The sequence below is a fragment of the Streptomyces sp. NPDC002133 genome, from assembly GCF_040296405.1.
Taxonomy (GTDB): domain Bacteria; phylum Actinomycetota; class Actinomycetes; order Streptomycetales; family Streptomycetaceae; genus Streptomyces.
On record NZ_JBEOXF010000050.1, the window covers coordinates 1 to 23,152 of the forward strand.

At 72.9% G+C, this 23,152-nt stretch carries 23 protein-coding genes and 2 pseudogenes; 9 read left to right on the forward strand and 16 right to left on the reverse strand.

Features of this window, described 5'->3' with window-relative positions:
* Positions 1 to 24: 24 nt before the first annotated feature.
* A complete protein-coding gene (locus ABT078_RS32290; RefSeq protein WP_351234053.1) occupies positions 25 to 1,908 on the reverse strand; it encodes a DUF6493 family protein in 1,884 nt (627 codons plus the stop codon).
* On the reverse strand, positions 1,905 to 3,359 hold the full coding sequence (locus tag ABT078_RS32295) for an SWIM zinc finger family protein (RefSeq protein WP_351234055.1): 1,455 nt from the start codon (positions 3,357 to 3,359) through the stop codon (positions 1,905 to 1,907). The genes ABT078_RS32290 and ABT078_RS32295 overlap by 4 nt, the downstream gene beginning before the upstream one ends.
* A 138-nt stretch (positions 3,360 to 3,497) precedes the next feature.
* Between ABT078_RS32295 and ABT078_RS32300 the strand changes: the two are divergent.
* Positions 3,498 to 4,204, forward strand: a pseudogene (locus ABT078_RS32300) (DMT family transporter); the annotation flags it as partial.
* Here the strand turns inward: ABT078_RS32300 and ABT078_RS32305 are convergent.
* Positions 4,166 to 4,996 (reverse strand): alpha/beta fold hydrolase, encoded by an 831-nt coding sequence (locus tag ABT078_RS32305; RefSeq protein WP_351234057.1) that lies wholly within the window; start codon positions 4,994 to 4,996, stop codon positions 4,166 to 4,168. The pseudogene ABT078_RS32300 and the gene ABT078_RS32305 sit on opposite strands and share 39 nt — an antisense overlap.
* A gap of 249 nt (positions 4,997 to 5,245) precedes the next feature.
* Entirely contained in the window at positions 5,246 to 5,566 is a 321-nt protein-coding gene (locus ABT078_RS32310; protein ID WP_351234059.1) for an NAD(P)-binding domain-containing protein, read from the reverse strand.
* Between the two features lie 133 nt (positions 5,567 to 5,699).
* Here ABT078_RS32310 and sigJ point away from each other — a divergent pair, with 133 nt between their 5' ends.
* A complete protein-coding gene (gene sigJ, locus ABT078_RS32315) occupies positions 5,700 to 6,581 on the forward strand; it encodes an RNA polymerase sigma factor SigJ (protein WP_351234061.1) in 882 nt (293 codons plus the stop codon).
* A gap of 331 nt (positions 6,582 to 6,912) precedes the next feature.
* Positions 6,913 to 7,677, forward strand: a complete 765-nt coding sequence (locus tag ABT078_RS32320; protein WP_351234063.1) for a GntR family transcriptional regulator — start codon at positions 6,913 to 6,915, stop codon at positions 7,675 to 7,677.
* Between the two features lie 117 nt (positions 7,678 to 7,794).
* Here the strand turns inward: ABT078_RS32320 and ABT078_RS32325 are convergent, their stop codons facing one another.
* A complete protein-coding gene (locus tag ABT078_RS32325) occupies positions 7,795 to 8,952 on the reverse strand; it encodes an ROK family transcriptional regulator (protein ID WP_351234065.1) in 1,158 nt (385 codons plus the stop codon).
* A 173-nt stretch (positions 8,953 to 9,125) separates the two neighbouring features.
* Here ABT078_RS32325 and ABT078_RS32330 point away from each other — a divergent pair, with 173 nt between their 5' ends.
* On the forward strand, positions 9,126 to 9,563 hold the full coding sequence (locus ABT078_RS32330; protein ID WP_351234067.1) for a hypothetical protein: 438 nt from the start codon (positions 9,126 to 9,128) through the stop codon (positions 9,561 to 9,563).
* 117 nt (positions 9,564 to 9,680) lie between these two features.
* Here ABT078_RS32330 and mug read toward each other — a convergent pair whose 3' ends face one another.
* The 3 genes from mug to ABT078_RS32345 all read right to left on the reverse strand — a co-directional run bounded on the left by mug (position 9,681) and on the right by ABT078_RS32345 (position 12,637).
* Complete coding sequence (mug, locus tag ABT078_RS32335) at positions 9,681 to 10,247, reverse strand: G/U mismatch-specific DNA glycosylase (protein WP_351234069.1); 567 nt, start codon at positions 10,245 to 10,247, stop codon at positions 9,681 to 9,683.
* 14 nt (positions 10,248 to 10,261) lie between these two features.
* Complete coding sequence (purB, locus tag ABT078_RS32340) at positions 10,262 to 11,695, reverse strand: adenylosuccinate lyase (RefSeq protein WP_351234071.1); 1,434 nt, start codon at positions 11,693 to 11,695, stop codon at positions 10,262 to 10,264.
* Between the two features lie 90 nt (positions 11,696 to 11,785).
* The gene (locus ABT078_RS32345; RefSeq protein WP_351234073.1) at positions 11,786 to 12,637 is read right to left on the reverse strand and encodes an SGNH/GDSL hydrolase family protein; all 852 of its coding nucleotides are present in this window, start codon (positions 12,635 to 12,637) and stop codon (positions 11,786 to 11,788) included.
* Between the two features lie 78 nt (positions 12,638 to 12,715).
* Between ABT078_RS32345 and ABT078_RS32350 the strand changes: the two genes are divergently transcribed.
* Positions 12,716 to 12,988 carry a hypothetical protein gene (locus tag ABT078_RS32350; RefSeq protein ID WP_351234075.1) on the forward strand — a complete coding sequence of 91 codons (273 nt, stop codon included), beginning with the start codon at positions 12,716 to 12,718 and terminating at the stop codon, positions 12,986 to 12,988.
* A gap of 57 nt (positions 12,989 to 13,045) precedes the next feature.
* A complete protein-coding gene (locus ABT078_RS32355) occupies positions 13,046 to 13,339 on the forward strand; it encodes a holin (RefSeq protein WP_351234077.1) in 294 nt (97 codons plus the stop codon).
* On the opposite strand, the gene ABT078_RS32360 is transcribed toward ABT078_RS32355, so the two are convergent.
* The 6 genes and pseudogenes from ABT078_RS32360 to ABT078_RS32385 form a co-directional block, all read right to left on the reverse strand.
* Complete coding sequence (locus ABT078_RS32360) at positions 13,332 to 14,357, reverse strand: hemolysin family protein (protein WP_351234079.1); 1,026 nt, start codon at positions 14,355 to 14,357, stop codon at positions 13,332 to 13,334. The two genes, ABT078_RS32355 and ABT078_RS32360, sit on opposite strands and share 8 nt — an antisense overlap.
* The gene (locus tag ABT078_RS32365; protein WP_351234081.1) at positions 14,354 to 15,724 is read right to left on the reverse strand and encodes a hemolysin family protein; all 1,371 of its coding nucleotides are present in this window, start codon (positions 15,722 to 15,724) and stop codon (positions 14,354 to 14,356) included. The genes ABT078_RS32360 and ABT078_RS32365 overlap by 4 nt, the downstream gene beginning before the upstream one ends.
* Positions 15,725 to 15,914: 190 nt before the next feature.
* On the reverse strand, positions 15,915 to 16,346 hold the full coding sequence (locus tag ABT078_RS32370; RefSeq protein WP_351234083.1) for a GNAT family N-acetyltransferase: 432 nt from the start codon (positions 16,344 to 16,346) through the stop codon (positions 15,915 to 15,917).
* A pseudogene (locus ABT078_RS32375) lies at positions 16,334 to 17,299 on the reverse strand (TIGR03621 family F420-dependent LLM class oxidoreductase). The gene ABT078_RS32370 and the pseudogene ABT078_RS32375 overlap by 13 nt, the downstream one beginning before the upstream one ends.
* A 23-nt stretch (positions 17,300 to 17,322) precedes the next feature.
* Complete coding sequence (locus tag ABT078_RS32380; RefSeq protein WP_351234085.1) at positions 17,323 to 19,887, reverse strand: ABC transporter permease; 2,565 nt, start codon at positions 19,885 to 19,887, stop codon at positions 17,323 to 17,325.
* Positions 19,888 to 19,899: 12 nt separating this feature from the next.
* Positions 19,900 to 20,682 carry an ABC transporter ATP-binding protein gene (locus ABT078_RS32385; protein ID WP_351234087.1) on the reverse strand — a complete coding sequence of 261 codons (783 nt, stop codon included), beginning with the start codon at positions 20,680 to 20,682 and terminating at the stop codon, positions 19,900 to 19,902.
* A 124-nt stretch (positions 20,683 to 20,806) separates the two neighbouring features.
* On the opposite strand from ABT078_RS32385, the gene ABT078_RS32390 reads away from it, so the two are divergent.
* The 3 genes from ABT078_RS32390 (at position 20,807) to ABT078_RS32400 (ending at position 22,012) form a co-directional block, all read left to right on the forward strand.
* Positions 20,807 to 21,058, forward strand: a complete 252-nt coding sequence (locus tag ABT078_RS32390) for an antitoxin (protein ID WP_351234089.1) — start codon at positions 20,807 to 20,809, stop codon at positions 21,056 to 21,058.
* Positions 21,055 to 21,426 carry a fic family toxin-antitoxin system, toxin component gene (locus ABT078_RS32395; RefSeq protein ID WP_351234091.1) on the forward strand — a complete coding sequence of 124 codons (372 nt, stop codon included), beginning with the start codon at positions 21,055 to 21,057 and terminating at the stop codon, positions 21,424 to 21,426. Before ABT078_RS32390 ends, ABT078_RS32395 begins: the two co-directional genes overlap by 4 nt.
* Before the next feature lie 67 nt (positions 21,427 to 21,493).
* Positions 21,494 to 22,012 (forward strand): hypothetical protein, encoded by a 519-nt coding sequence (locus ABT078_RS32400; protein ID WP_351234093.1) that lies wholly within the window; start codon positions 21,494 to 21,496, stop codon positions 22,010 to 22,012.
* A gap of 24 nt (positions 22,013 to 22,036) precedes the next feature.
* Here ABT078_RS32400 and ABT078_RS32405 read toward each other — a convergent pair whose 3' ends face one another.
* Positions 22,037 to 22,735, reverse strand: coding sequence for a class I SAM-dependent methyltransferase (locus ABT078_RS32405; RefSeq protein WP_351234095.1), 699 nt, complete (start codon positions 22,733 to 22,735; stop codon positions 22,037 to 22,039).
* Positions 22,736 to 22,795: 60 nt separating this feature from the next.
* Positions 22,796 to 23,140 (reverse strand): VOC family protein, encoded by a 345-nt coding sequence (locus ABT078_RS32410; protein ID WP_351234182.1) that lies wholly within the window; start codon positions 23,138 to 23,140, stop codon positions 22,796 to 22,798.
* Positions 23,141 to 23,152: the final 12 nt, after the last annotated feature.

Below are 23,152 nucleotides of genomic sequence, written 5' to 3' on the forward strand. Positions count from 1 at the left end.
GACTCCCACCCCGCCCAACGGATCCTACGGGGCATGCATTCCCGCGGAGGCCATGCGGCATGGCGGCAGTGTCAGGGTCGAGGGTAGGCGTGGGCCGCCACTCCGGCGCACCCGCAGCAGAGCCTGGGCGAAGTCGCTTTCCACGGGGTCGGCGCACAGCCGCCCGTACGCGCTGAGCCGCTCGACCAGATCGCTCGCGTCCAGCGCGCCGTTCTCCCACGTGGGCGTGGCGAGGAGGAAGGGCAGCTGCCGGGTCCGAATGCGGTGGGCGACCTCCCACACCCGGACGTTGACCACGGAGTCCAGCGCCAGATGGACACAGGCCGCAGTGGGGCCGCCCCGGACCAGGCCGTCGCGCAGGCTGCGGACCGACACCCGGTCCAGCACGGCCGCGGCGACGACCTCGATGCCCTCGAAGCGCTCGGCGGACGGCAGGTCCACGAGGTCGCCGACCGACGCCTCGCCGAGCCACCAGCGGTCGGCCAGCGCGGGGCGCAGGGCCGCCGCCAGCGCCTGGCGGTCCCGGTGGGCGTGGCGCACCAGGCCGTCGAGCGCGCGCTCGAACTCCGCCACCGACGCGGATCGCGACTTGATCAGCGCGACCACGAGCTCCACGGTCTCCTCGACGGTGTCCGGCGCGGGAGCCAGCCGCGCGGGCACCGGCACCGGCGGCAGAGTCTCCTCGTACGGCGCCCCGTCGCCCGCCGCCGTCTCCTCACCGAACACCTCGGCTGCGAGCGCCCGGTGTACCGGACTCAACTGGCCGGCCGAGCCCGCCAGTTCCGACCGGAGGGCGTCGTCCACACCGGGGCCGCCTCGCCCGGCCCGGACATGGCGGCCCACCAGCTTCAGCGCCCGCTCCTGGATCGCGGTGTCCTCGTGGCCGAACGCCTCGGCCACCACCGGCAGCAGCTCGGTCGCGGCCCCCGGATCGCGCCGGAGCACCTTGCCGATCAGCACCAGCTGGGCCCGTACCAGCTTCTTCTCCGGACGGAACAGCACCGCGGCGGACATCTCCGCCAGCTGCCCCGCCGACAGTGCACCGGACTCGGCGAGCCGGGCGAGCACCTCCTGGGCGTGACCGGCCGGCGACGAGGGCCCGTCCGCAGCCATCGCGATCCAGTCCGCCGCACGGTCCCGCTCCTCTGCCGCTGTCAGCGCGATGCGCTCGAGCAGCACCAGGAAGAACCGCAGCTCTGCGGGCCGCCCTCCGCGCACCAGCCGGGCGACGCACCCGTCGACGAGCACGGACCGGTCGATCACCCCGTCCCCGGCCAGCCCGGCGAGCGCCGACGGCCAGTGGTCCGGCGCCTTCGGGTCGCTGTACCAGGAGAGGGCCGGGGCCGGCTCCACCGTCTCGAACAGGCGTGGCGCCAGCTCCCGCACATGCGGATCGCTGCGCAGCGCGAGGGAGAGGGTGGCCCGCGAAGCGTGCGAGGGCCTCGCCGAGACCAGGGACTCCGCCCAGCCGTGCACGAAGGCGTCCGTCGTCGGTACGGGGCACTTGGCGAGCCGCACCAGGTCGGCGATGAACGGGTAGTCCTCCGCAGCCGTCGCGGCGCGGGCCGCGAGCCGGTGCGCGACATCGCCCAGCCACGCCGGCTCCCGGCCGGCCAGGACATCGAGCAGGTCCGTGCTCGGCAGCGGCCGCCAGTCGCGAAGCTCACGCGCCCCGATCCAGGCCGCTGCGGCCGCCGCGCCGGTGTGGCACCCGGCACCGGCGACGAGCAGCGCGCGCTGGGCGGCGCTCCGTGCCTGCCAGCGGTCCCAGCCCCAGCCGCGCACCTCGCGGCGCAGCTCCTTCAACTCGGCCAGGGCTGCCCGGCGTTCGGCCGTCGCCATCGGCTTCAGCAGGCCCGGCACGTCGTGGACCCGGCCCGCCCGTGCGGCGTCGAGAAGCTCCTTCATCGCACGCCTCCCTCGGCAGGCGCGGCCTGTGCCGTCGTGCCTCGGTGCTGTGCCGCGCCGTGCTGTGTCGCGTCCTGGGGATCGGTGACCCGTTTCGCGATCCGGACGGCCAGTGCGTGCTTGCACGGGCCACGCGTGCCCCGGTGGTCGGCCCACCACTGGCAGGTGCAGTTCAGCGCCCCGCCCGCGTCGCGCACCTGATAGCGCTGCTCGCCCGATGCGACCGTCGCGCTCGCACCGTCGATCCGTACCGCACCGGCCGAGACCAGCGCCCGGGCCGCGACCAGGCGCGGATTGTGCCGCTCCGCGCGGTCCGCGTCGTACGGCAGCTCGCGGTGGAAGTAGGCCGCGTCGGCGATGTCGTACCCCACCCGGCCTGCGGTGCCGAGCCGGGTGAGCGCGGCCCGCACCCGCGCGACCGTGAGGCCCGACTGCTCGGCCAGGTCGGCAGGGTCGATCAGGGGCTCCCACGCCAGCAGTACGGACACCAGCTCCGCGTCCTCGGCGGCCTCGTCGGTGGCCAGCGCCTCCAGCACCCCGCCCTCGCCCGAGAAGCCCCGGGCCGCCTCGGGCGACAGCGTGAGCGTCAGCCGCATGCCCGGCAGCGTCACCTCCCACGCGCTCGCCGTGGCGGCGGCGCCCGCACCGGCACCGCCCGTCACCGGCGGCCCGTACACACGCAGCCCCGTCGCCTGGCGCAGCACCCGCTGCAAGGCCGCCAGTCGCTCGGGCCCCGGCAGACACACGGCCCCGGGAACGGGCCGCGTCGTCGGCCGCAGCGTCCTGCCCGCCGGGACGACCCACATCGCACCCCGTGAGGCACCGCCCGACGAGCGCGGCAGCGAGCGCAGGAACCGCACGGCCTCGGCTGCGGTCAGTTCGGCCCGCAGATCGAACCCGGCGGAGACCACCTGCGCCTCCGCGAACCCGCGCAGCCAGCGGTCGGGGAGCGGCACCCTCTTCTCCACGACGGCACCGTCCAGCGTGGTCACCGCGAGCTCGTCCGGGCCGACCCGCAGATGCAGCGGATCGTCCCCGCCGAGCCGCGACAGCGCCTCCCGCAGCGGATTGTTGACGTCGACGTTCGTCGTGCCGTGGCCGGTCTCGCCGCCGTCGAGCCCCTCCTGGAGCACGTCCAGGCGTGCGTACACCCCGCAGCATCCGGAGAACGACTCGAACCGCAGCCGGTCGCCGTTCCCCGTCACCACCGGGTCGAGGGAGGCGCGCAACTCGCGCTGGTAGTAGCGCGTGGCCGCCACGTCCGCCACGGCGAGCAGCCCGCGGGCCGCGGTCCGGGGCGACGTCAGAAAGCCGGAGAAGAACCGGGGATGGGCCTCGGCGCCGCCGGGTGTCAGCCCACCGGCGGTCTCGAGACCGAGCAGCCGGCCATCCCCTGCGGACTCCAGGGCGGACGGGCGGGAATAGGCGAATGCCTGTACGGATCGCGTCATGTGAAGGACGGTAGGGCCCACCACTGACAACGTCCCGGGCGTCCACAGGCCGCTGCCCGGGCCCCCGGGTCCCCCCGGGCCAGGCCAGTTGCTCCGCGCCCAGGATGCCGGTCGTGTCATCGGCCTGCCGGCCCGGTGAACCTTGCGATCCTCGCCGCCGAGCGCACGTCGGAGCCCGCCGTCCCGGGAGTCTTCGTCGGCTGCGCGCCCCTCGTGGTCGCGGGCCTCGTACCGCTGCTCGACGGCCGGCGGCCCACCCGGCCGGTCGTGCTCGGCGCCCTGCTCGTGGCGGCGGGCGCCTTCGCCGTCCAGGGGTGGGGAAGGACGGACCCCGCCGGAGTCGCCTGGTCGGCGGGAGCCCTCGCGGGGGAGGTGGGCTTCGCCGTCCTGGCCGTGCCTGTCCTCCGGCCGCTCGGCGCAGGCTGCTCGCCGCCGCGGTCTGCGGGATCGCCGCCGTCGAATCGACCCTCGTCGGGCTGGTGCTCGACGGCGCCGGCGTGGTGCGGACGCCGTCGGCCGCCGAGTCCCTGGCCCTGGTGTGGCAGGCGGCGATCGTGACCGTGATCGGTTTCGTCTGCTGGTACATGGGCGTGCAGCGCATCGGTGCCGAACGGGCCACGCTCTTCTCGGGTCTGATCCCGGTCTCCGCAGCCCTCACCGCCCCGCTCGTCGGCACCGGTACGTACGGTCCGGCACAGGCGACGGGCAGCGCCCTCGTCGGGGCCGGAGTCGTCCTGGGGTCGGGCGTGTGGGCCCGGGGCAGGCCGGGGGGCGTCGGCCGAGGTGCGGCCGCCGACGGCCGGAGGTCAGCGGCTGCCGTCGAGGATGACCCGGGCGACCAGCGCGGGGTCGTCGTTCATCGGCACATGGCCGCAGCCGGGCAGCCGCACCAGCCGGGCGCCGGGGATCGCGCGCTTGGCGCGGATGCCCTGGCGGCGCAGCAGCAGCCGGTCGCGGGTGCCCCAGGCCACGGTGACCGGTACGCCGGGCACGTCGTCGGTGAAGAGGACCCGTCGGCCGGCGTCGAGGGTCTGGCGGAAGCCGGTCGCGTCGCGGAGCGCGAGCGTCTCGGCGACGACCGCCTCGGGTGAACGGCGGCCCGGGCGGGCGTAGATGGTGCTGGTGAGCGCCGCCCGCCCGGGGGCCGTCCGCGACAGCCGGCCGATCACCGCCGGGGGGAGTGCCCGGGCGCCCTGTCGCATCGCGAGCAGCGTGCCGAAGGCGTAACGGCGTTCGCTCTCCGTCCAGAAGCCGGCGGGGGAGAGGGCCGTCACGGAGCGGACGAGGTTCTCGCGGCCCAGTTGCAGGGCGAGCAGGCCGCCGAGGGAGTTGCCCGCGACATGCGGGCGTTCGACCCCGAGCGCCTCGCAGAGGGCGCCGAGCACCGGCACGACCGTCGGGAGGTCGTACGACACGCCGTCGGGGAGTGCCGGGGACTCGCCGAAGCCGGGCAGATCGACGGCGATCACATCGCGGTCCGGTGCGAGCAGTGGAAGGATCGGCTCCCACGCCTGCCAGTGGTGCCCGATGCCGTGGAGCAGCAGCAGGGGCTCGCCCGTGCCGATGCGTTCGTACGCCACGGAGACCGTGTGGCTCCCGCGGGGGGAATCGATCGTGAACGAGACCTTCGAGGCCATGCCGCTGCTCCCTGTGCTCCCTGGTGGTGCCCTTTTGTAGACGCGCTGTCAGCAACAATTACCGCCCAGTAGGGCCCAGTTCAAGGGATACCCGCCGAAACGCTCGGGCACGCGGTCCGGTGTCCATCGGTGAACGGTCCGGCGCACCGGGAAAGTTGAGCTCCGCATCCCCGAACCTCCGGAAAGGCGTGACCCATTGGGGCATCGTCATCTCCACCGCACGGGCCGACTCGACCCCGCCGAGGCCGATCACCCGGCCGGCCGGCCGAACTCGCCCAGCACCACCGTCGCCTGCTCCTTCGCGCCCCCGTCGTCCCCGGACACGAAGATCTGATGCGCGTCCGGCACCTTCGCGGGGTTCCCGCCCACCGTCGGGATCACCGCACGCAGAACGCCGCGGCCTCGGCGATCGTGCCGTTGCTCGCGGCCCGGCCGGCGGCCCCCGCCCACTCCACGGCCGTGGGGGCGGGCCGCGTTCCGGGTGCCGATCCGCACCTCGTGCCCCAGCCTCACCAGCTCGCTCGCAAGGGTGCGCCCGACCTCGCCGGTGCCCAGTAGTCCGTACCGCATCGGAACCTCTCGGGTCCTGACCGTCGACCACCGGCCGCCGCCTGCACATGGTGTGCGCGGGCCGCGTCCCGTGTGCCGAGCGACGCACGTCGATCGCCTGGACAGGAGGGAATGTGTCGGCTGGGATGGAACCGTGGCGACCGACACCGTGACCGACGTCTTCGAGGCCCACCGCTCCGTGCTGACGGGAGTGGCCTACCGCATGCTCGGCAGGTTCGCCGACGCCGAGGACGTGGTCCAGGAGGCCTGGCTGCGCTGGTCCGCGGAGGAGCGGGACGACGTCCGGGAACCCCGCGGCTATCTCGTGCGGATCACCACCCGGCTCGCCATCGACCGGCTGCGACAGGCGCAGTCGCGCCGTGAGGCGTACGTCGGACCCTGGCTGCCCGAGCCCGTCGCGACCGACTTCGACCACACCGCCCCCGACACCGCAGAGCGCGCCGTGCTCATGGAGTCCGTGTCGTTCGCCGTCCTGGTCGTCCTGGAATCCCTCTCGCCGCTGGAGCGCGCGGTGTTCGTGCTGCGGGAGGCCTTCGGATTCCCGTACGGCGAGATCGCGACGACCCTGGACCGCAGCGAGGCGGCGGTGCGGCAGCTCGCCGGGCGGGCCCGGCGCCATGTCGAGGAGCGCAAGCCGCGATACGACGTAGATCCGGCCGAACGCCGGGCCCTGACCGAGCGGTTCCTCGCCGCGGCGACCGGCGGCGACCTCGATGCGCTCCTCGACCTCCTCGCCCCCGACGTCCGGCTGGTCAGCGACAGCGGAGGCAAGTCGAAGGCGCCCCTGCGGGTCATCGAGACCGCGGACAAGGTGGGCCGCTTCCTGCACGCCGTGGCCCAGGAGCCCCTGCCCGACTCCGAGTTCCGGCTCACGGAGCTCAACGGAGCGCCCGGCCTCCTGGTGTTCGCGGGTGGACACCCGGACACCGCCCTCCAGATCGAGGTCAGGGACGGCCGCATCCAGTGCATCTACCTCGTACGGAATCCGGACAAGCTCGGCGGCCTGGTGTCGTAGGGCCAGGCTCCTGCTCCGTTCCGTGCCGGTCCGGTCCTGTCCTGTCCGGTCCTGTCCGGTGCGGCCCGATCCGGACGACGGATCCCGGCGACGCCGTTCCGCCGCCCCGCGTGGTCCCGCATCCCGACCGGGTGCGGGGCCGTTGCTTTTTCGCCGGAGCACGAACCTTCCGTGAACGCTCTGTGGCAGACGGTGATTCCATGTCCCCGCGCATCAGGATTGGTCTTGACCAAGTCTGTGCGCCGTCCTATGGTCGCAGAGTTAGTGCAGGAACCTTTAATAAACAAGGGCACGGAAAGCCGCCGGGGCCACGGGGATTGCGGAGGACAGGGTGGGGACCACGCAGCTCGAGTCGGTGCCGGAGCCGAAGTACTGGCACTTGAAGACCGTGATCGGCGAGGCACTGGACTCCGACTTCTCGGTCGGTGAGATCCTGCCCAACGAGCGCGAGCTGGCCGCCCGTTTCGGCGTCGCCCGCGCCACTCTCCGCCAGGCGCTCGAACAGCTCGAGCTGGAGGGCCGGTTGCAGCGTCGCCGCGGCGTCGGCACCACCGTCGCCCCGCCGCGCATGGGCGTCGACGTCTCCACCTCCCCGCAGGGCTGGCCCGGTGGCCCCGAGGACTCCTGGCAGCCGCTCGACTGCACGGTCGCGCTGCCGCCGCCCGCCGTGGCCCGCGTGCTCGACACGGACGGCGACGAGGAAGTCCACACCGTGCGCCGGATGCTGGTCACCCACGGCCAGCCGGTCGCGGCCGAGCTGCTCTACATCCCGTCCGGTTCCGTGCCGGATCTCTCCGCCATCGGCGCTCCGTCCGGCGCGGCGCGCGCCCGCGGGGTCCTGCGCGAGCTGCAGCGGCTGGCCCTCGACGGCCAGGACCGTGCCGTGGAACTCGGCTCCGCCCGCGCGGACGACGCCAAGGAGCTGGACCGGCTGCCGGGCGCGCCCGTTCTCGTCGTCACCACGCGCTACTTCAGCGAGGGCCGTACCGCCGTCGTGTCCGTCGCGACGTACCGCGCGGACACCTGCCGGCTCACCTTCGGGGACTCGGGCGACCTGGAGATCCGGCACGAAGGACACCAGCGCCGCGCCTCCTGAGCCTTCCGCACCCCGGCCTCCCGGGTGCGCGGGAGCCTGCCGGGTGCCCTGTTCGGCCCGTCGCACCGAGCGGCGGGCCGTACGCGTTCCTTCGAGCCCGTCCTCGTGCCCGCGGGCTCAGTGCCGAGCCGTCACCGATCCCTCGACGGCGAACAACTGCTCCTCCACATGGTCCAGCGCCAGCCGCAGCGCCCCCGTCGCCACGGCGGCCTCACCGAGCATCGAGAGCGCCACGCGGGGCGGCCGGAGGCAGTAGCGGGACAGCTCACCGCGCAGCGGGTCGAGTACGCCGTCCAGACCGGCAGCCCAGCCGCCGACGACGACGAGCTCCGGGTCCAGCGCCAGGACGAGCGCCGCCACATCGTGCACCAGCCGCTGGATGAACCGGTCCACCGCGGCCCGCGCCCGCTGGTCCCCCTGCCGGGCAAGCGCGAACACCTCGGCAACCGCCTGCTCGTCCAGTGGATGCAACGGTTCGCCGGTCGTCGACAGCAGCGTCTCGGGCGTGACCTCCCGGCCCAGCAGATGCAGCGCGCCGATCTCCCCGGCCGCGCCGCCGTAGCCCCGGTGCAGCCGGCCGCCGATCAGCGAGCCCGCGCCCGGGCTCAATCCCGCCAGCACGAAGACGATGTCGTCCGAGTCCGTCGCGGCACCCTTCCAGTGCTCGGCGACGGCCGCCGCGTTGGCGTCGTTCTCCACCAGCACCGGGCAGCGGAACGACCGCCTCAGCCGCTCACCGAGCGCGAGCCCCGTCCAGCCGGGCAGCGCCGTGCACAGCCGCACCGTCCCGTCGGCCTCGACGATCCCCGGTGTACCGACCCCGACCGCGCGCAGTGAACTCCGGGCGACACCGGACCGGCGCAGGACATCGGCGACGACGGCACGCACCCGCTCGAGCCGCTCCTCGACCGACGCGGTCTCCGACACCTCCCGCGACCCGGCGCCCGTGATCCGCCCGTCGAGCCCCGACAGCAGTGCGGCAACCCTGTGCGGGCCGATCTCCACTCCCAGCAGATGCCCGGCCTCCGCCCGGAAGCGGAACCGCCGCGCCGGACGACCCTGCCGGCGGGCCTCGCTCTCGTCGGGTGCGGCCTCCAGGACCAGACCGGCCTCGATCAGCCCTTCGACCACACCCTCGACGGTCGGCCGGGACAGCCCGGTGATCCGGGTGAGGTCGGTGAGCGTGGTCGAGTCGGCGCCCCGCAGTGCATGGAGTACCACCGCGGAGTTGATCCGCCGCAGCAGCGACGGGTCCCCGCCGGTCAGCCGACCCACCGTGTGTCCTTCCCGCTCGTGCGCGTGTCTGCGGATCGTACTCAATGGCGGTGGGGCACGGCGAGCGTCCGCAGAGGGCGTGCGTACCGATCGGCCGGGAAGCGCCCTGCCGGGCGCCGGGCTGTCCACCTGACGGACCGCCAAATGTCAGTGAGGACAGGTTTACTGGCCCCATGACCCTCGCACGGCATCTGGCGACCATCGATCTGCTGCGCGCCCGTCCCTTTCCGGCGGAGCCCGGCAGATCGGACGTGGGCCCCAGCGGTCCCGGTTTTCACATGGCCGAGCTGAGCACGAGCGAGGACTTCTGGGAGGACGGATCGCGGTGGGAGCTCGTCGAGGAGCAGTACGAGGCCGAGCGCGAGGCCCTCGCGCTGCTGCTGAGCGAGCGGTGGGGCGAGGCGCAGGTCTTCAGCCTCGCCTCGGTGTTCGCCAGATCCTTCGACGGCGGCGAGGAGATACCGGAGCCCTGGGGGACGCTCAGCAACTCGGTGCCCGATGTGCACCTGTGGCGCGTGGACGGCCGGTGGGTGCTGCTGGGGCTCTCGCAGTGGGACACGGAGCTGCCCTTCCAGCTGCTGGCCGTCGTGACGGAAACGGACCCGCCGTAGGTGCGGCAGGCCCGGTCGCGGATCGGCAGGCTGCTCGTGGATCGGCAGCCCCCTCCTGGAATGGCCGGCCCGCCCCCGGAGCGACCGGCCGGCCGCAGGAACAACGGCCCGGCAGCCTCAGGAGCGGCCTGTTCCTCCCGGGGCGGCAGCGGCCTCTCGCAGCCGGGCGAACTCCTCCGCCATGGCCTGCGCCGTCCAGTGGGCGTTGAGACCGCTGGGGTTGGGCAGCGCCCAGATCCGGGTGTCGCCGATCATCCGCTCCTGCGGGCCGATGCGCGCCGTGCGGTCTCCGAAGGCCGTGCGGTACGCCGTGACGCCCGCGACCGCCAGCCAGCGCGGCCGCAGGCGCTCCACCTTCGCGGCGAGGATCCGGCCGCCCTCGCGGAACTCCTCGTCGCCGAGTTCGTCGGCCCGCGCGGTCGCCCGGGCCGCCACATTGGTGATCCCGAGCCCGTGTCTGAGCAGTTCGTCCTGCTCGGACGGCTTCAACCGGCGCGGGGTGAAGCCCGACAGATGCAGCACCGGCCAGAAGCGGTTTCCCGGCCGGGCGAAGTGGTGGCCCGTCGCGGCCGACATCAGACCGGGGTTGATGCCGCAGAAAAGGACGGACAGACCGTCCGCGACCACATCGGGAACGAGGCGGTCGCGGGCGGCCTCCAGCTCGGCGGGGGTGAACCGGGCCACGGGAGCGAGCCGGGTCAGAGGATGGAACCCGGCGCGTACGCGGCGGCGTCCGGGTGCTGCTTGGCGATCTCCTCGATGCGCGCGACCACCGAGGCGACCTGGTCGGCCGCCGCGCCGGTGAAGGACAGCTTGTCCGCCATCAGCGCGTCGAGCTCGGCGCGGTCCAGCGGGATGCGGGCGTCGGCGGCGAGCTTGTCCAGCAGCTCGTTGCGTTCGGCGCCCTGCTCGCGCATCGCCAGGGCCGAGGCGACGGCGTGCTCCTTGATGGTCTCGTGGGCGACCTCGCGGCCGACCCCGGCGCGCACCGCACCCATCAGGACCTTGGTCGTGGCCAGGAACGGCAGGTAACGGTCGAGTTCGCGGGCGACGACCTCAGGGAAGACGCCGAACTCGTCCAGCACCGTCAGGAACGTCTCCAGCAGTCCGTCGAACGCGAAGAAGGCGTCGGGGAGCGCGACCCGGCGCACGACCGAGCAGGACACGTCGCCCTCGTTCCACTGGTCGCCCGCCAGCTCGCCGGTCATCGAGGCGTAGCCGCGCAGGATCACCATCAGGCCGTTGACGCGCTCGCAGGAGCGGGTGTTCATCTTGTGCGGCATCGCGGACGAGCCGACCTGGCCGGGCTTGAAGCCCTCGGTGACCAGCTCGTGCCCGGCCATCAGCCGGATCGTCTTCGCCAGCGACGACGGCGCGGCGGCGAGCTGCACCAGGGCCGTGACGACGTCGTAGTCCAACGAGCGCGGGTAGACCTGGCCGACGGACGTGAAGGCGTGGGCGAAGCCCAGGTGGCCCGCGATGCGCTGCTCCAGCTCGGCGAGCTTCGCCGCGTCCCCGCCGAGCAGGTCGAGCATGTCCTGGGCGGTGCCGACCGGGCCCTTGATGCCGCGCAGCGGGTAGCGGCCGAGCAGCTCCTCCAGCCGCGCGTAGGCGACCAGCAGTTCGTCTGCCGCCGTCGCGAAGCGCTTGCCGAGCGTCGTCGCCTGGGCGGCGACATTGTGCGAGCGGCCGGCCATGACCAGCTCCGCGTACTCCCCGGACAGCTTCCCGAGGCGCGCGAGCACGGCGACCGTGCGGTCGCGCATCAGCTCGAGGGAGAGGCGGATCTGGAGCTGCTCGACGTTCTCGGTCAGGTCGCGGGAGGTCATTCCCTTGTGCACGTGCTCATGGCCGGCGAGGGCGTTGAACTCCTCGATGCGCGCCTTCACGTCGTGCCGGGTGACCTTCTCGCGCTCCGCGATGGAGACGAGGTCGACCTGGTCGAGCACGCGCTCGTAGTCGGCGATGGCGGCGTCCGGCACCTCGATCCCGAGGTCCTTCTGCGCGCGCAGGACGGCGAGCCAGAGCTGACGCTCCAGCTTCACCTTCTGCTCGGGGGACCACAGGACGGCGAGCTCCGCGGAGGCGTAGCGGCCGGCCAGGACGTTGGGGATGCGAGGCTTTGCAGTCACGTGTACGGATTCTACTGGCGGTTTGTGCAGGCCAGCGCCCCGCCCCGATTTGTGGCTTGCTACGAGTACCCGCCCCGGGGCCTGCCCACGTCACACGAGTCCGCGGTCGCGAGCCGCATCGCGGGGCACCTCGACCGGCACGTCGCGCGTACCGTCGGCGGGCACGTCGGCCCGGACCTCGTACGGCAGCAGGTCGGGCCGCTTCGCGGGCCGGCCGTCACCGGACGAGCGCCCGGTGAGGCGACGCCCGATCCACGGCCCCAGATACTGCCGGGCGAAGCGCACGTCCGCCGTCCGCCGGGCCGTCCATCCGGGCGGCACCGCCGGCGGCAGCGGCGCCTGCCAGTCGTCCTCGGCGGTCAGGCCGAGCGACTGCCACACCGCCTCGGCGACCCGGCGGTGCCCCTCGGCGGTCAGATGCAGCCGGTCCACGTCCCACAGCCGCTGATCGCCGAGGACGGGCGCCCCGTACAGGTCCACCACCAGCGCGCCGTGCCGCGCCGCGAGGGTGTCGATGTGGTCGAACAGCTCCTCCATGCGCGGCCGGAATCGCTCCATGACCGGGCCGTTGCGGCCGGGGCTGCGCATCAGGACCAGCCGCTCGCACGACGGCGCGAGCCGCTCGACGGCCTCCTCCAGCAGCCCGCGGACCCGGCCCATGTCGCACTTGGGGCGCAAGGTGTCGTTGAGCCCGCCGACGAGGGTCACCACATCGGCCTTCATCGCGGCCGCGCGGTCCACCTGCTCGTCGACGATCTGTCCGATGAGCTTGCCGCGGACGGCGAGATTGGCGTACCGGAACCCCGGTGTGCGGGCGGCCAGCCGCGCCGCGAGGAGGTCGGCCCAGCCCCGGTACGAGCCGTCGGGCAGCAGGTCCGACATGCCCTCGGTGAACGAGTCGCCGACCGCGACAAAGCTGGTGTATGTGGCATTCATCTGCATGGCGGAGCGATAATACCGCGCGGTATGGGCCCCCGGTTCCGGGCTCCGGGAGCCGGTCCCACGCGGAGGGGGAGACCTGTGAGCGATGCGCTGCTGAACGCCCTGGCGGAGGCTCTGGCGGACGTGGTGCCTGAGGGCCACCGACACCGGGCCACCTGGACGGTCACCCTCCAGGACCAGGACACGAGCGGGACCGCCACCGCCCGCGGCGAGGCCACGGCCACCGTCGAGGCGGAGAGCGGTGACCTGCTGCTGCTCGTCCACGGCCGCTACGAGCCCTCCGACGCGCGCTTCAGGCACAGCGGGGACCGCCGCGTGCTCGACGCCTGGCTCTCCGCCACGGCCCGGTAACCGGCTCGTCGACGGCCTGCCGCCTGCCGGACATGGCCGACTGGGTATGTCCCGTACATGACGAGCTTGCTGAGCGCGGCCTTCTGGGCCGCCACCGCCGAACGCGCCGTCCGCACCTTCGCCCAGTCACTCGCCGCGGTGCTCATGGCCGGCGCGACGAGCCTCTTCGACGTCGACTGGCCCGCCGCCCTCGCGACGGCGGGCCTGGCGGCGCTGCTCGCCGTCCTCACGGCGATCGGCGCGTCCGGTGTCGGCGCGCGCGGCCCCGGCATCACGGAGACCACGGACCGCACGGACCCGGGCGCCCGAGACGCCCGAAGCGCCCGAACGTGGATGCGGCGGTTCAGCTGAGCTGACCGGGCCGCCCCACCAGCTCCCGGAGCACGTCCTCCATCGTCACCAGACCGGCGGGCTTGCCGTCCTGGTCCAGCACCGCGGCGAGATGCGTCCGGCTGCGGCGCATCGCGGTCAGCACATCGTCGAGCGGCGTCGAGGCACGCACCCGCGCGATGGGCCGCATCGCCGTGACCGGGAACGGCGCGTTGCGCGGAAACTCGTCCAGAGCGTCCTTCACGTGCAGGTAGCCCAGGAGCGTGCGGGTGCTGTCCACGACGGGGAAACGGGAGTACCCCGACTCCGCCGACAGCCGCTCCAGCTCCTCGGGCGTGACGCCCACGTGCGCGTACACCACCCGCTCCACCGGCACGACCACATCGGCCACCGGCCGGCGCCCCAGCTCCAGCGCGTCGCGCAGCCGCTCGGCCGCCCGGTCGTCCAGCAGTCCGGCTCTCCCGGAGTCCCTGACCAGCCGCGCCAGTTCGTCGTCCGAGAACGTCGCCGCAACCTCGTCCCTGGTCTCCACCCGCAACAGCTTCAGCAGCGCGTTCGCGAAGGCGTTGATCGCGAAGATCACCGGGCGCAGGGCCCGGGCCAGGGTCACCAGCGGCGGACCGAGCAGCAGCGCCGTCCGCGTGGGCTCGGCGAGCGCGATGTTCTTCGGCACCATCTCGCCCAGCAGCATGTGCAGATAGGTCGCCACCGCCAGGGCGATCACGAACGAGATCGGGTGGACCAGCCCGTGCGGCACACCGAGGACGTCGAAGACCGGCTCCAGCAGATGTGCGATGGCGGGCTCCGCGACCACCCCGAGCACCAGGGTGCACAGGGTGATGCCGAGCTGCGCCGCGGCCAGCAGCGCGGAGACGTGTTCCAGGCCCCACACGACGGCACGGGCCCGCCTGTTCCCGGCCTGCGCCTCCGGCTCGATCTGGCTGCGGCGCACGGAGATCAGGGCGAACTCCGCACCGACGAAGAAGGCATTGACGACCAGCGTCAGAAAGCCGATCAAGAGCTGGATCACGGTCGTCATCGCGTGGACCGCCCCTCGTCGTAGTCCCCGTAGCTGTCGCAGCCGTCGCAGTCCTGCGACGGCTGCGGAGCGTGCATCAGCACCCGCGCCGCGCGCCGTCCGGACGCGTCGACCACGTCGAGCCGCCAGCCGGAGAGCTCGATGCCGTCACCGACGACGGGAATGCGGCCGATCTCCGTGGCGATCAGCCCGGCGAGCGTCTCGTAAGGCCCCTCGGGCACCCGCAGGCCGATCGCCTCCAGCTGGTCGGCGCGGGCGGCACCGTCGGCCGACCACAGGGCCCGGCCGTCCGCGTCCTCACCGGCCCTCGCGAGGTCCGGTGTCTCGTGCGGATCGTGCTCGTCGCGGACCTCGCCCACGACCTCCTCGACGATGTCCTCCAGGGTGACCACCCCGGCCGTACCGCCGTACTCGTCGATCACGACCGCCATCGTCCGCTTGCCGGACAGCCGGTCGAGCAGCCGGTCCACGGTGAGCGTCTCGGGCACCAGCAGCGGTTCGCGCAGCAGCTCGGCCACGGGGTGACGGAGCCGCCGCTCGGCCGGGACGGCCAGGACGTCCTTGATGTGCGCGATGCCGACGACGGAGTCGAGGCTGCCCCGGTAGACGGGGAAGCGCGACAGTCCGGTGGCCCGCGTGGCGTTGGCGACGTCCTCCGCGGTCGCCAGGATGTCGAGGGCGGTGACCTGGACACGGGGCGTCATCACGTTCTCCGCCGTGAGCTCGGCCAGGGAGAGCGTCCGTACGAACAGCTCGGCGGTGTCCGCCTCCAGCGCGCCCTGCTTGGCGGAGTGCCGGGCCAGCGCGACGAGCTCCTGGGGCGTGCGCGCGGACGCCAGCTCCTCGGTCGGCTCGAGCCCGAGCCGGCGCAGGATGCGGTTGGCCGTGTTGTTCAGATGGCCGATGAGGGGGCGGAAGGCCGCGGAGAAGACCCGCTGCGGCGTCGCGACGGCCTTCGCGACCGTCAGCGGCGACGAGATCGCCCAGTTCTTGGGCACGAGCTCGCCGACGACCATCAGCGCGATCGTCGAAAGGCCCGTCCCGATGGCGAGCGCCAGGGACGAGGCGACGTTCGGGGACATACCGAGCGACGCCTCGAGCGGACCGCTGATCAGCTTGGCGATGGACGGCTCGGCGAGCATGCCGACGACCAGATTGGTGACGGTGATGCCGAGCTGCGCGCCGGAGAGCTGGAAGGTGAGCCCGCGCACGGCCTTCAGGGCGCTCGCGGCCCCGCGCTCGCCCCGTTCCACGGCCCGCTCCAGGTCGGCGCGCTCGACGGTCGTGAGCGAGAACTCCGCCGCGACGAATGCCCCGCAGGCGAAGCAGAGCAGCACCGCCACCACGAGCAGGAGGACCTCGGTCATCGGTTCACCTCCGTCCCATGATCGGCCAGGGGGAGGAGGATCGCGCGATGTCTGCTACTGGGAGGCTCGCCCATGGGCGGACGCTCACACCTTTCGTTTCATACGGTCGGGAGAACACCCATGGTAAAGGACGGGCAAAAGGGGTTGTGGCGCCCCTGCCCTGCCGGGCAGGCCGGGGCGGGCCGGGGTGTCAGACGAACGGCTTCACCCAGCGGCTCCACTCCGGCTGCGGCGCGTATCCGGCCGAGCGCCACGCATGGTGCGCCGTCTCGTTCCGGTCCAGCACCATCGCGTCCCCGCGCCGCCCGCCCAGCCGTACGAAGCGTTCCTCCGCGGCCGCGAGCAGCGCCCCGCCCACACCGAGCCGCCGGTGGTCCGGATGGACCGCCAGCCGGTACAGGTGACAGCGCCAGCCGTCGAAGCCCGCGATCACCGTGCCCGCCGGCTCGCCGTCGCGCTCCGCGAGGATCAGCGCATCGGGGTCGCGCTCGACCAGCCGCTCGACCCCCGCCCGGTCGTCGCTGATGCTGGTGCCCTCCGCCGCCGCTTTCCAGAACGCGAGCACGGCGTCGAGGTCGGCCGGCGTCGCGGTCCGTATCCGAAGATCAGTCATGGCGGCCATCCCACCATCGCCCCGGCGGCCCGTCGACGGCATTCCGCCATGCGATACGGGCCCGCCCAGTCGCGCCGCAGCTCCTCGATCACGTGACCGAACGACTCCATCCACGGGTCGAGCACGGTGAGGTACGAGAAGCCGTACCGCGCGCGCTGCTCCCTCATCCGGTCCGCGATCTGCTTCACCGTGCCGGGGCGAGCAGCGGCGGCTCCAGCACCTGCTCCTCGGTGAGATGCGGGACCAGCGGCAGCAACTCCCGGGCCGCGGCCCGCCGGTCGTCGGTGATCGCCGGGGCGTGGACGAGCAGGTTTAGTTCGGCGGGGGTCTGGCGGCCGGCCGCGAACGAGTGGTACGCCACCACCCGCTCGTCCAGCTCCTGTGCGGTGAGCGCCATCAGCACGCCGTTCGACTCGCGGGCCCCGGTGAACGCCACGACGTCCGCGTGCTCGGCCGCCGTCCGTAGCACCCGGTTGCCGTTCCCGCCGATCAGCAGCGGTGGCCGCGGCCGCTGCACCGGTTGCGGCACGTGCCCCTCGTCCGCCGGCAACCGGTCCACCTCCTCGACCGTACGGGCCAGTTGGTCCACGCTCCCCCGGAGCTTCGCCCGCGAGGTGCCCCCAGCCCGGCGGGAGGAAGTCCAGGACCGCGCGGTCGTGCTCCTGCTCCACATAGCCGGTGCCGAGCCCGATCTCCGCCCGTGAGTACATCGGCGGTGGCGATCTCCCGGGCGAGCAGGACGGGGTTCCAGAACGCCGCGGTGAGGACGAGCGTGCCGAGCCGTGGCCGCTGCGTCGCATCGGCGGCGGCGGTCAACGCCGTAACGGTGCCACCCTGCCCAGATGACCGGGCGCCAGGATGACGTCGTAGCCGAGGTCCTCCGCCCGCCGGCACCGCTTGCGCCACTCCTCGCCATCGGCGGGCGTCACCGTGTTCACCCCGAACCGGATCGGCCTGGCCATGAAGTCTCTCCTCGGAAGCTCGGCTACTCGTGCGCGATGGCGGCGAGCACGTTCATCCGCGACGCCCGCAGCGCCGGAAGCACCGCCGCCGCCAGACCCGCCACCATCGATCCGAGCACGACCGCCACGACCGTCCCCCACGGCACGGCGAACTCGGTCATGCCCTCCAGCTCCAGCACCTGCTGCACCGCCACTCCCCACACCATGCCCAGCGCGAGCCCCAGTACCGCTCCGAAGACCGCGATCACGACCGATTCCAGCCGGATCATGCGGCGCAGCTGCACCCGCGAGAGACCGATCGCCCGCAGCAGCCCGATCTCCCGGGTCCGCTCGACCACCGAGAGCGCGAGCGTGTTCACGACGCCCAGCACGGCGATGACGATCGCCAGCCCCAGCAGCGCGTACACCAGATGGAGCAGTACGGAGATCTGCTGCCGCACCAGCTCCTTGTAGTCGGCCTGATCCCTCACCTGCACCTGCGGATACGGCTCCAGGGCCTCCTCCAGCGCCACGCGCAGCTCGCCCGGATCGACACCGCCCGCCGCGTTCACGTACACCGCGCTCTCCTGACCGCCCGGCACATGCCGGTCCAGGGTGGCAAGGCCCATGAACAGTCCGCCCCGCATCCCGGGCCCCGTCGCCTGGTCCATGTCCGTCAGCGCGCCGACCGCCAGCCGGGCCTGCCGGCCGCCGGGGAACTCCACCGGCAGCACCGAACCGATCCGCACCCCGTGCTCCGAGGCGAAGTCACGGTCCATGCCCAGTGCGTCGGGCGCCAGCGCGGCCCGCGTGTCCCCGCTCGCGTACGTGACGTTCGCGGCATCGTCCAGCCCGGCGTCGTACCCCGCGGCCGTCGACTCCACCCGCCCGCCGTCCGGAAGCGTCAGCGCCAGCGGCGTGAACCGCTGCCGTACGACCGTGCCCGCGCCCGCCACGTCCCGTACCTTCTCGGTGACCTCCTGCGGGAACGGCTGGAAGTTGGTGTTCTGGACGACGAAGTCGGCGCCCAGCGTGCGGTCGATCTGCCGGTCGAAGGAGCGCGTCATCGAGGCGCTCGCCACCGAGAGTCCGGTCACCAGCGCCAGCCCGATCATCAGCGCCGCGGCCGTCGCGCCCGTACGCCGTGGATTGCGCAGCGCGTTGCGCCGGCTCATGCGGCCGACCGCACCGAACAGCCGGGGGTACGCCCCGCCCAGCAGCCTGATCACCGGCCGCACCAGCAGCGGACCGGCCACCACGGCGGCGATCAGCGTCAGCGCCACGCCCAGTCCGAGCAGCGAGGACGCGGTCGCCGTCCGCCCGCTCGCCGCACACCCCGCGAGCGCGGCGAGGCCCGCCGCGCCGACGAGCCCACCCGCGACCGCCCGGACCTTCAGCGGCCGTCCCACACCTGCGACTTCGGCCTCCGCGAGGGCGGCCATCGGCGACACCCGGGCAGCACGGCGGGCCGGCAGATACGCGGCGACAAAGGTGACGCCGAGTCCGACGACGTACGCCGCGACCGGGGTCACCGGCCCGATCACCATCTCGGCAGCCCTCAGATTCATCCCGAACAGGCCCATCAGCTCGATCAGACCCGCGGCGAGACCGATCCCGGCGGCCAGCCCCAGCGTCGCGCCGATCAGTCCGAGCAGCAGCGCCTCGGTGAGCACCGAGCGGCGCACCTGCCGCCGGTCCGCGCCCAGGGCCCGCAGCAGCCCCAACTCGCGTGTCCGCTGGGCGATCAGCATCGAGAAGGTGTTGACGATCAGGAAGATCCCGGCCAGCACCGCGACGCCGGCGAAGCCGAGCATCACGTACTTGATCACATCGAGGAATCCGCCAAGCTGCTCGGCGGCCGTCTCGGCCTGCTCGTCCGCCGTCCTCAGCTCGTAGGTGTCGCCGAGCGCGGTGCCGATCCGCTGCTTCAGCTCGGCGTCGGACACATCGCCGACCGCGTCCACGGAGATCGACGTGGCCGCGTCCGGCCTGCCCAGCAGCTTCCGCTGGGCCGTCGCCGTGTCGAGATACACGAGTGCCGCACCCGGGTTGGTGGCGGTGAAGGTGGCGATGCCGACGATCTCGACATCGAAGGAGCCCGGCTGGGCCACGACGGTGAGCGTGTCCCCGATGCGCACGTCCTTCTTGTCGGCCGTGTCCTTGTCGACGACGGCCTGGCCCGGACCCTCCGGCGCGTGTCCCGCGGTGAGTCGCACCGGACTGCGGTCGGTGACATACCAGTTGGCGGCGACGGTGGGTGCCCCCGTCGTCGGACCGACGGGCTCCTTGCGGTCGTCGACGACCGTGACGTTCTCGACGGCCGCGTCGACATGCGCGTCGGCGACACCGTCGACCTTGCGGACACGCTGGGCGAGCGACGCCGGGACCGTACGGACCACACCGGAGGGCACGTACTCTTCGAGACCCTCCTTCGGGGAGACCGTCACATCCGCCGAGGTCGAGGCGAACAGCCGGTCGAAGGTGCGGGCCACCGTGTCCGAGAAGATCAGCGAGCCGCTGACGAACGCGACGGACAGGATCACCGCGAGGGCCGACAGGAGCAGCCGGCCCTTGTGGGCGAGGAGGCTCCGCAGCGTCGCCTTCAGCACGGCGCCGGTCCCTCAGCTCTTGCGCAGGGTGTCGAAACGCTTGAGGCGTTCCAGCACCGCCTCGGCCGTCGGCTCGTGCATCACGTCCACGATGCGCCCGTCGGCGAGGAACAGCACCTGATCCGCGTGGCCTGCCGCGCCCGGGTCATGGGTCACCATCACCACCGTCTGGTCCAGGCGGTCCACGGCCTCCCGCAGGAAACCGAGCACCTCGGCACCGGCCCGCGAGTCCAGATTGCCGGTCGGCTCGTCGGCAAAGATCAGCTCGGGGCGGGAGGCGAGGGCCCGGGCACACGCGACACGCTGCTGCTGACCGCCCGAGAGCTGCGCGGGCTGGTGCTTCAGCCGGTCGCGCAGCCCCAGGGTGTCGATCACCTGGTCCACCCACTCCCGGTCGGGTCGCCGCCCGGCGATGTCCATCGGAAGCGTGATGTTCTCGGCGGCGGTGAGCGTCGGCAGCAGGTTGAACGCCTGGAACATGAAGCCGACACGGTCCCGGCGCAGCCGGGTGAGCTCACGGTCCCTGAGCCCGGTGATCTCGGTGTCGCCGAGCCAGACCTGCCCTGCGGAGACCGTGTCGAGGCCCGCGAGACAGTGCATCAGTGTGGACTTGCCGGATCCGGAGGGGCCCATCACGGCCGTGAAGCGCCCGCGCGCGATGTCCACGTCCACGGAGTCGAGGGCGAGCACGGCCGTCTCGCCCGTGCCGTACGCCTTGGTGAGGCCGCGGGCCCGCGCGGCGAGCGGCGCGTCCGTGGCCGGTCCATGGGCCGGCGCTGTGGCAGGAGTGGACAATGCTGCCTCCCGGGTCGTGGGTGTCTGCGGCTCCCGAACTCCGTGCTCGCTGCTGCGTACCCCCGAGCGTACGGGCAGCCTCCAGGGGTTGTCGGTGCTAGCGCCGCGGCGCTAGCGTGAAGGGGTGGCCAAGACTCAGCTGAACGTACGGGTGGACGAGAGCACCGCCGAGACCGCGCGCCGGCGGGCGCACCAGCGCGGGGTGAGCGTGAACCGCTACATCGAAGAGCTCGTCCAGCAGGACGCGGGCGAGGTCGGGCGCACGTTCGTCGATGCCGCGGCCGACTTCATGAAGCAGTACGAATCGGTGTTCGCCGAGGAGTTCGGCGCGTCGGGCCGCGCGTCGGGCGCGGAGCGGAGCAAGGGCGGGCGTTGAACCTCTCGATCGACCTCGCCTGGCTTCTCATGGTCGCCGAGCACAAGACGCCCGGCGATCCGCAGGTCACCGACTGGGGTGCGCTCGTCGCTGCCGTCAGCCGTCATGATGCGGAGATATTCGGCACACCTGTCTACAGCGATCCGCACACGCGTGCCGCGGCCCTGCTGCAACTGCTGCTGCACGTTCCCGCGCTGGAGCACTCCAACGCGATGTTCGCGTCGGCCGTCGCGTACGGCTATCTCGTCGCGTCGGGCCTGAAGGTCGTGACCTCGCCCGAGCAGGTACGTGACCTCGCACGGCTCGTGAAGGACGGCAAGGCGGACGTCCGGACCATCGCCGGCGAACTCCGCCAGTGGAGCCGCTGAGCCGGCCGGCGCGGAGGATCCGCGGAAGCCGCCCGTCCGGACGTGGGTCGTGGCTAGGTTGCGACGCATGGCCACCACACAGAACACGCGTACGAGACGGATGGCGCTCGCGGTCTCCGGCGCCGCGGTGATCGCGGTCCTGGGCATCAGCGGTGCGATCGCGGCGAACGGGACGGACGGGCCGGTCGCCCGCGTCGGCGTCGCCGACGAGACGTCGACGCCGCCGGACACCGGCGGAGCGACAGGCGGGGACAGCGGCGGCAGCGACGGCGGCGGTACCGACAGCGGCGGCAGCGTGGGCGTGACCGACGGCGGCACGACGAACGGGTCCGACGGCAGCGGTTCGACGGGCGAGACCGTCGGCGGACCGGACCCCAGCCCGACCGGCCCGACCGACCCCGCGCCGACGGATCCCTCGTCCCCGTCCCCCTCGCCCAGCACGCCGGCCGACCTGGACGGCCTGGCCGAGCGCATCGACGAGCTGAACGCCAAGGTCGACCAGCTGCCGACGAAGAAGGAACTGGCCGACGCGCTACGGGCGTTCGCCGACGAACTGGAGAAGGGCGACGGCGACCGGCGACGCTGAGCGCTTCCGGACGCCGAGGGCGGACTAGGACACGTCCTGAGCCGGTGCGTCGGTCGTGTACGGCCGGCGCGCCACTCCCAGCACCGCGAAGGACGAGGGCAGTCGGGGCCCCTTCTCCGGAATGCTCAGCCCCCGGTACGCGCCGACGTCGAAGCCGGCCCGCTCCATCGCGGCGATCGGGTCACGGGCCGTGTGGCAGCCTCCGAACAGCCACGGCCACACCGTACGGTCCAGGGCACGCTGGACCCCGGCCATCGCGCGGCCCGGCGCCAGGCCGTGTTCGAAGAAGCGCAACTCGCCGCCGGGGCGCAGCACCCGCTTGATCTCCGACAGCGCACGCGGCACGTCCCGCACCGTGCACAGCACCAGGGACACGACGGCCCCGTCGAACGCCTCACTCTTCACGGGCAGCGCCTCGGCCGCACCCGGCACCACATCGACGGGCACGTCGGCGTGGAGGGCCGCGGTCGCCGCCAGCCGGCGCAGGCTGCGCTCCGGTTCGATCGCGACCACCTCCGAGACGGCGGCCGGATAGTGGGCGAAGTTCAGACCGTTGCCCGCCCCGATCTCGATCACCCGGCCCGACATGCCGGACAGCAGCTCCTCGCGGTGGGCGGCGATCCCGCCCTTCGTGTCGGCCGTCACGCTGATGCGTGCGTAGAAGCGGGCGAAGACGGGGTGGTGGACGGCGTCCCGGGGGACACTCGAACGGCGCAACGGCATCGTGGGCCTCCTCCGACGAGCGATACGGAGATTGTCCCCCCGGACTGCCCGGGTCAGCCGTCAGCCGCCCACAAAACAGAACTCGTTGCCCTCCGGGTCCCGCACCACCTGGAAACTGCCCTGGTCGTCGGCGACGATCCCGCCGACGAGGGTCGCGCCGAGCCGCACGGCCTCGGCGGCCGCTGCCTCGATGTCTCCCGCGTTCAGGTCCAGATGGAGCCGGTTCTTGACGGACTTCGCCTCCGGCACCCGCTGGAAGGCGACGCGTACGAACCCGGGCGGATCGACATACGCCCAGCCCGCGTCCCGCACCACCGCCTCGCCGCCGAGCAGACCGGACCAGAACCGGGCGAGAACCACGGGCTCGGCGCAGTCGAAGACGATCTCGTCGACTCTTGCTCGCATGGCGGTCATGAC

What these genes read in the sequence shown, in the direction of transcription:
- ABT078_RS32330 (WP_351234067.1), top strand. Translation starts at nt 9,126, where the DNA reads ATGACCCTCGCACGGCATCTGGCGACCATCGATCTGCTGCGCGCCCGT.
- ABT078_RS32310 (WP_351234059.1), bottom strand. Translation starts at nt 5,566, where the DNA reads ATGCGGTACGGACTACTGGGCACCGGCGAGGTCGGGCGCACCCTTGCG.
- ABT078_RS32365 (WP_351234081.1), bottom strand. Translation starts at nt 15,724, where the DNA reads ATGACCGAGGTCCTCCTGCTCGTGGTGGCGGTGCTGCTCTGCTTCGCC.
- ABT078_RS32290 (WP_351234053.1), bottom strand. Translation starts at nt 1,908, where the DNA reads ATGAAGGAGCTTCTCGACGCCGCACGGGCGGGCCGGGTCCACGACGTG.
- ABT078_RS32345 (WP_351234073.1), bottom strand. Translation starts at nt 12,637, where the DNA reads ATGCAGATGAATGCCACATACACCAGCTTTGTCGCGGTCGGCGACTCG.
- ABT078_RS32360 (WP_351234079.1), bottom strand. Translation starts at nt 14,357, where the DNA reads ATGACGACCGTGATCCAGCTCTTGATCGGCTTTCTGACGCTGGTCGTC.
- ABT078_RS32410 (WP_351234182.1), bottom strand. Translation starts at nt 23,140, where the DNA reads ATGCGAGCAAGAGTCGACGAGATCGTCTTCGACTGCGCCGAGCCCGTG.
- ABT078_RS32295 (WP_351234055.1), bottom strand. Translation starts at nt 3,359, where the DNA reads ATGACGCGATCCGTACAGGCATTCGCCTATTCCCGCCCGTCCGCCCTG.
- ABT078_RS32355 (WP_351234077.1), top strand. Translation starts at nt 13,046, where the DNA reads ATGACGAGCTTGCTGAGCGCGGCCTTCTGGGCCGCCACCGCCGAACGC.
- ABT078_RS32400 (WP_351234093.1), top strand. Translation starts at nt 21,494, where the DNA reads ATGGCCACCACACAGAACACGCGTACGAGACGGATGGCGCTCGCGGTC.
- ABT078_RS32370 (WP_351234083.1), bottom strand. Translation starts at nt 16,346, where the DNA reads ATGGCCGCCATGACTGATCTTCGGATACGGACCGCGACGCCGGCCGAC.
- ABT078_RS32305 (WP_351234057.1), bottom strand. Translation starts at nt 4,996, where the DNA reads ATGGCCTCGAAGGTCTCGTTCACGATCGATTCCCCCCGCGGGAGCCAC.
- ABT078_RS32405 (WP_351234095.1), bottom strand. Translation starts at nt 22,735, where the DNA reads ATGCCGTTGCGCCGTTCGAGTGTCCCCCGGGACGCCGTCCACCACCCC.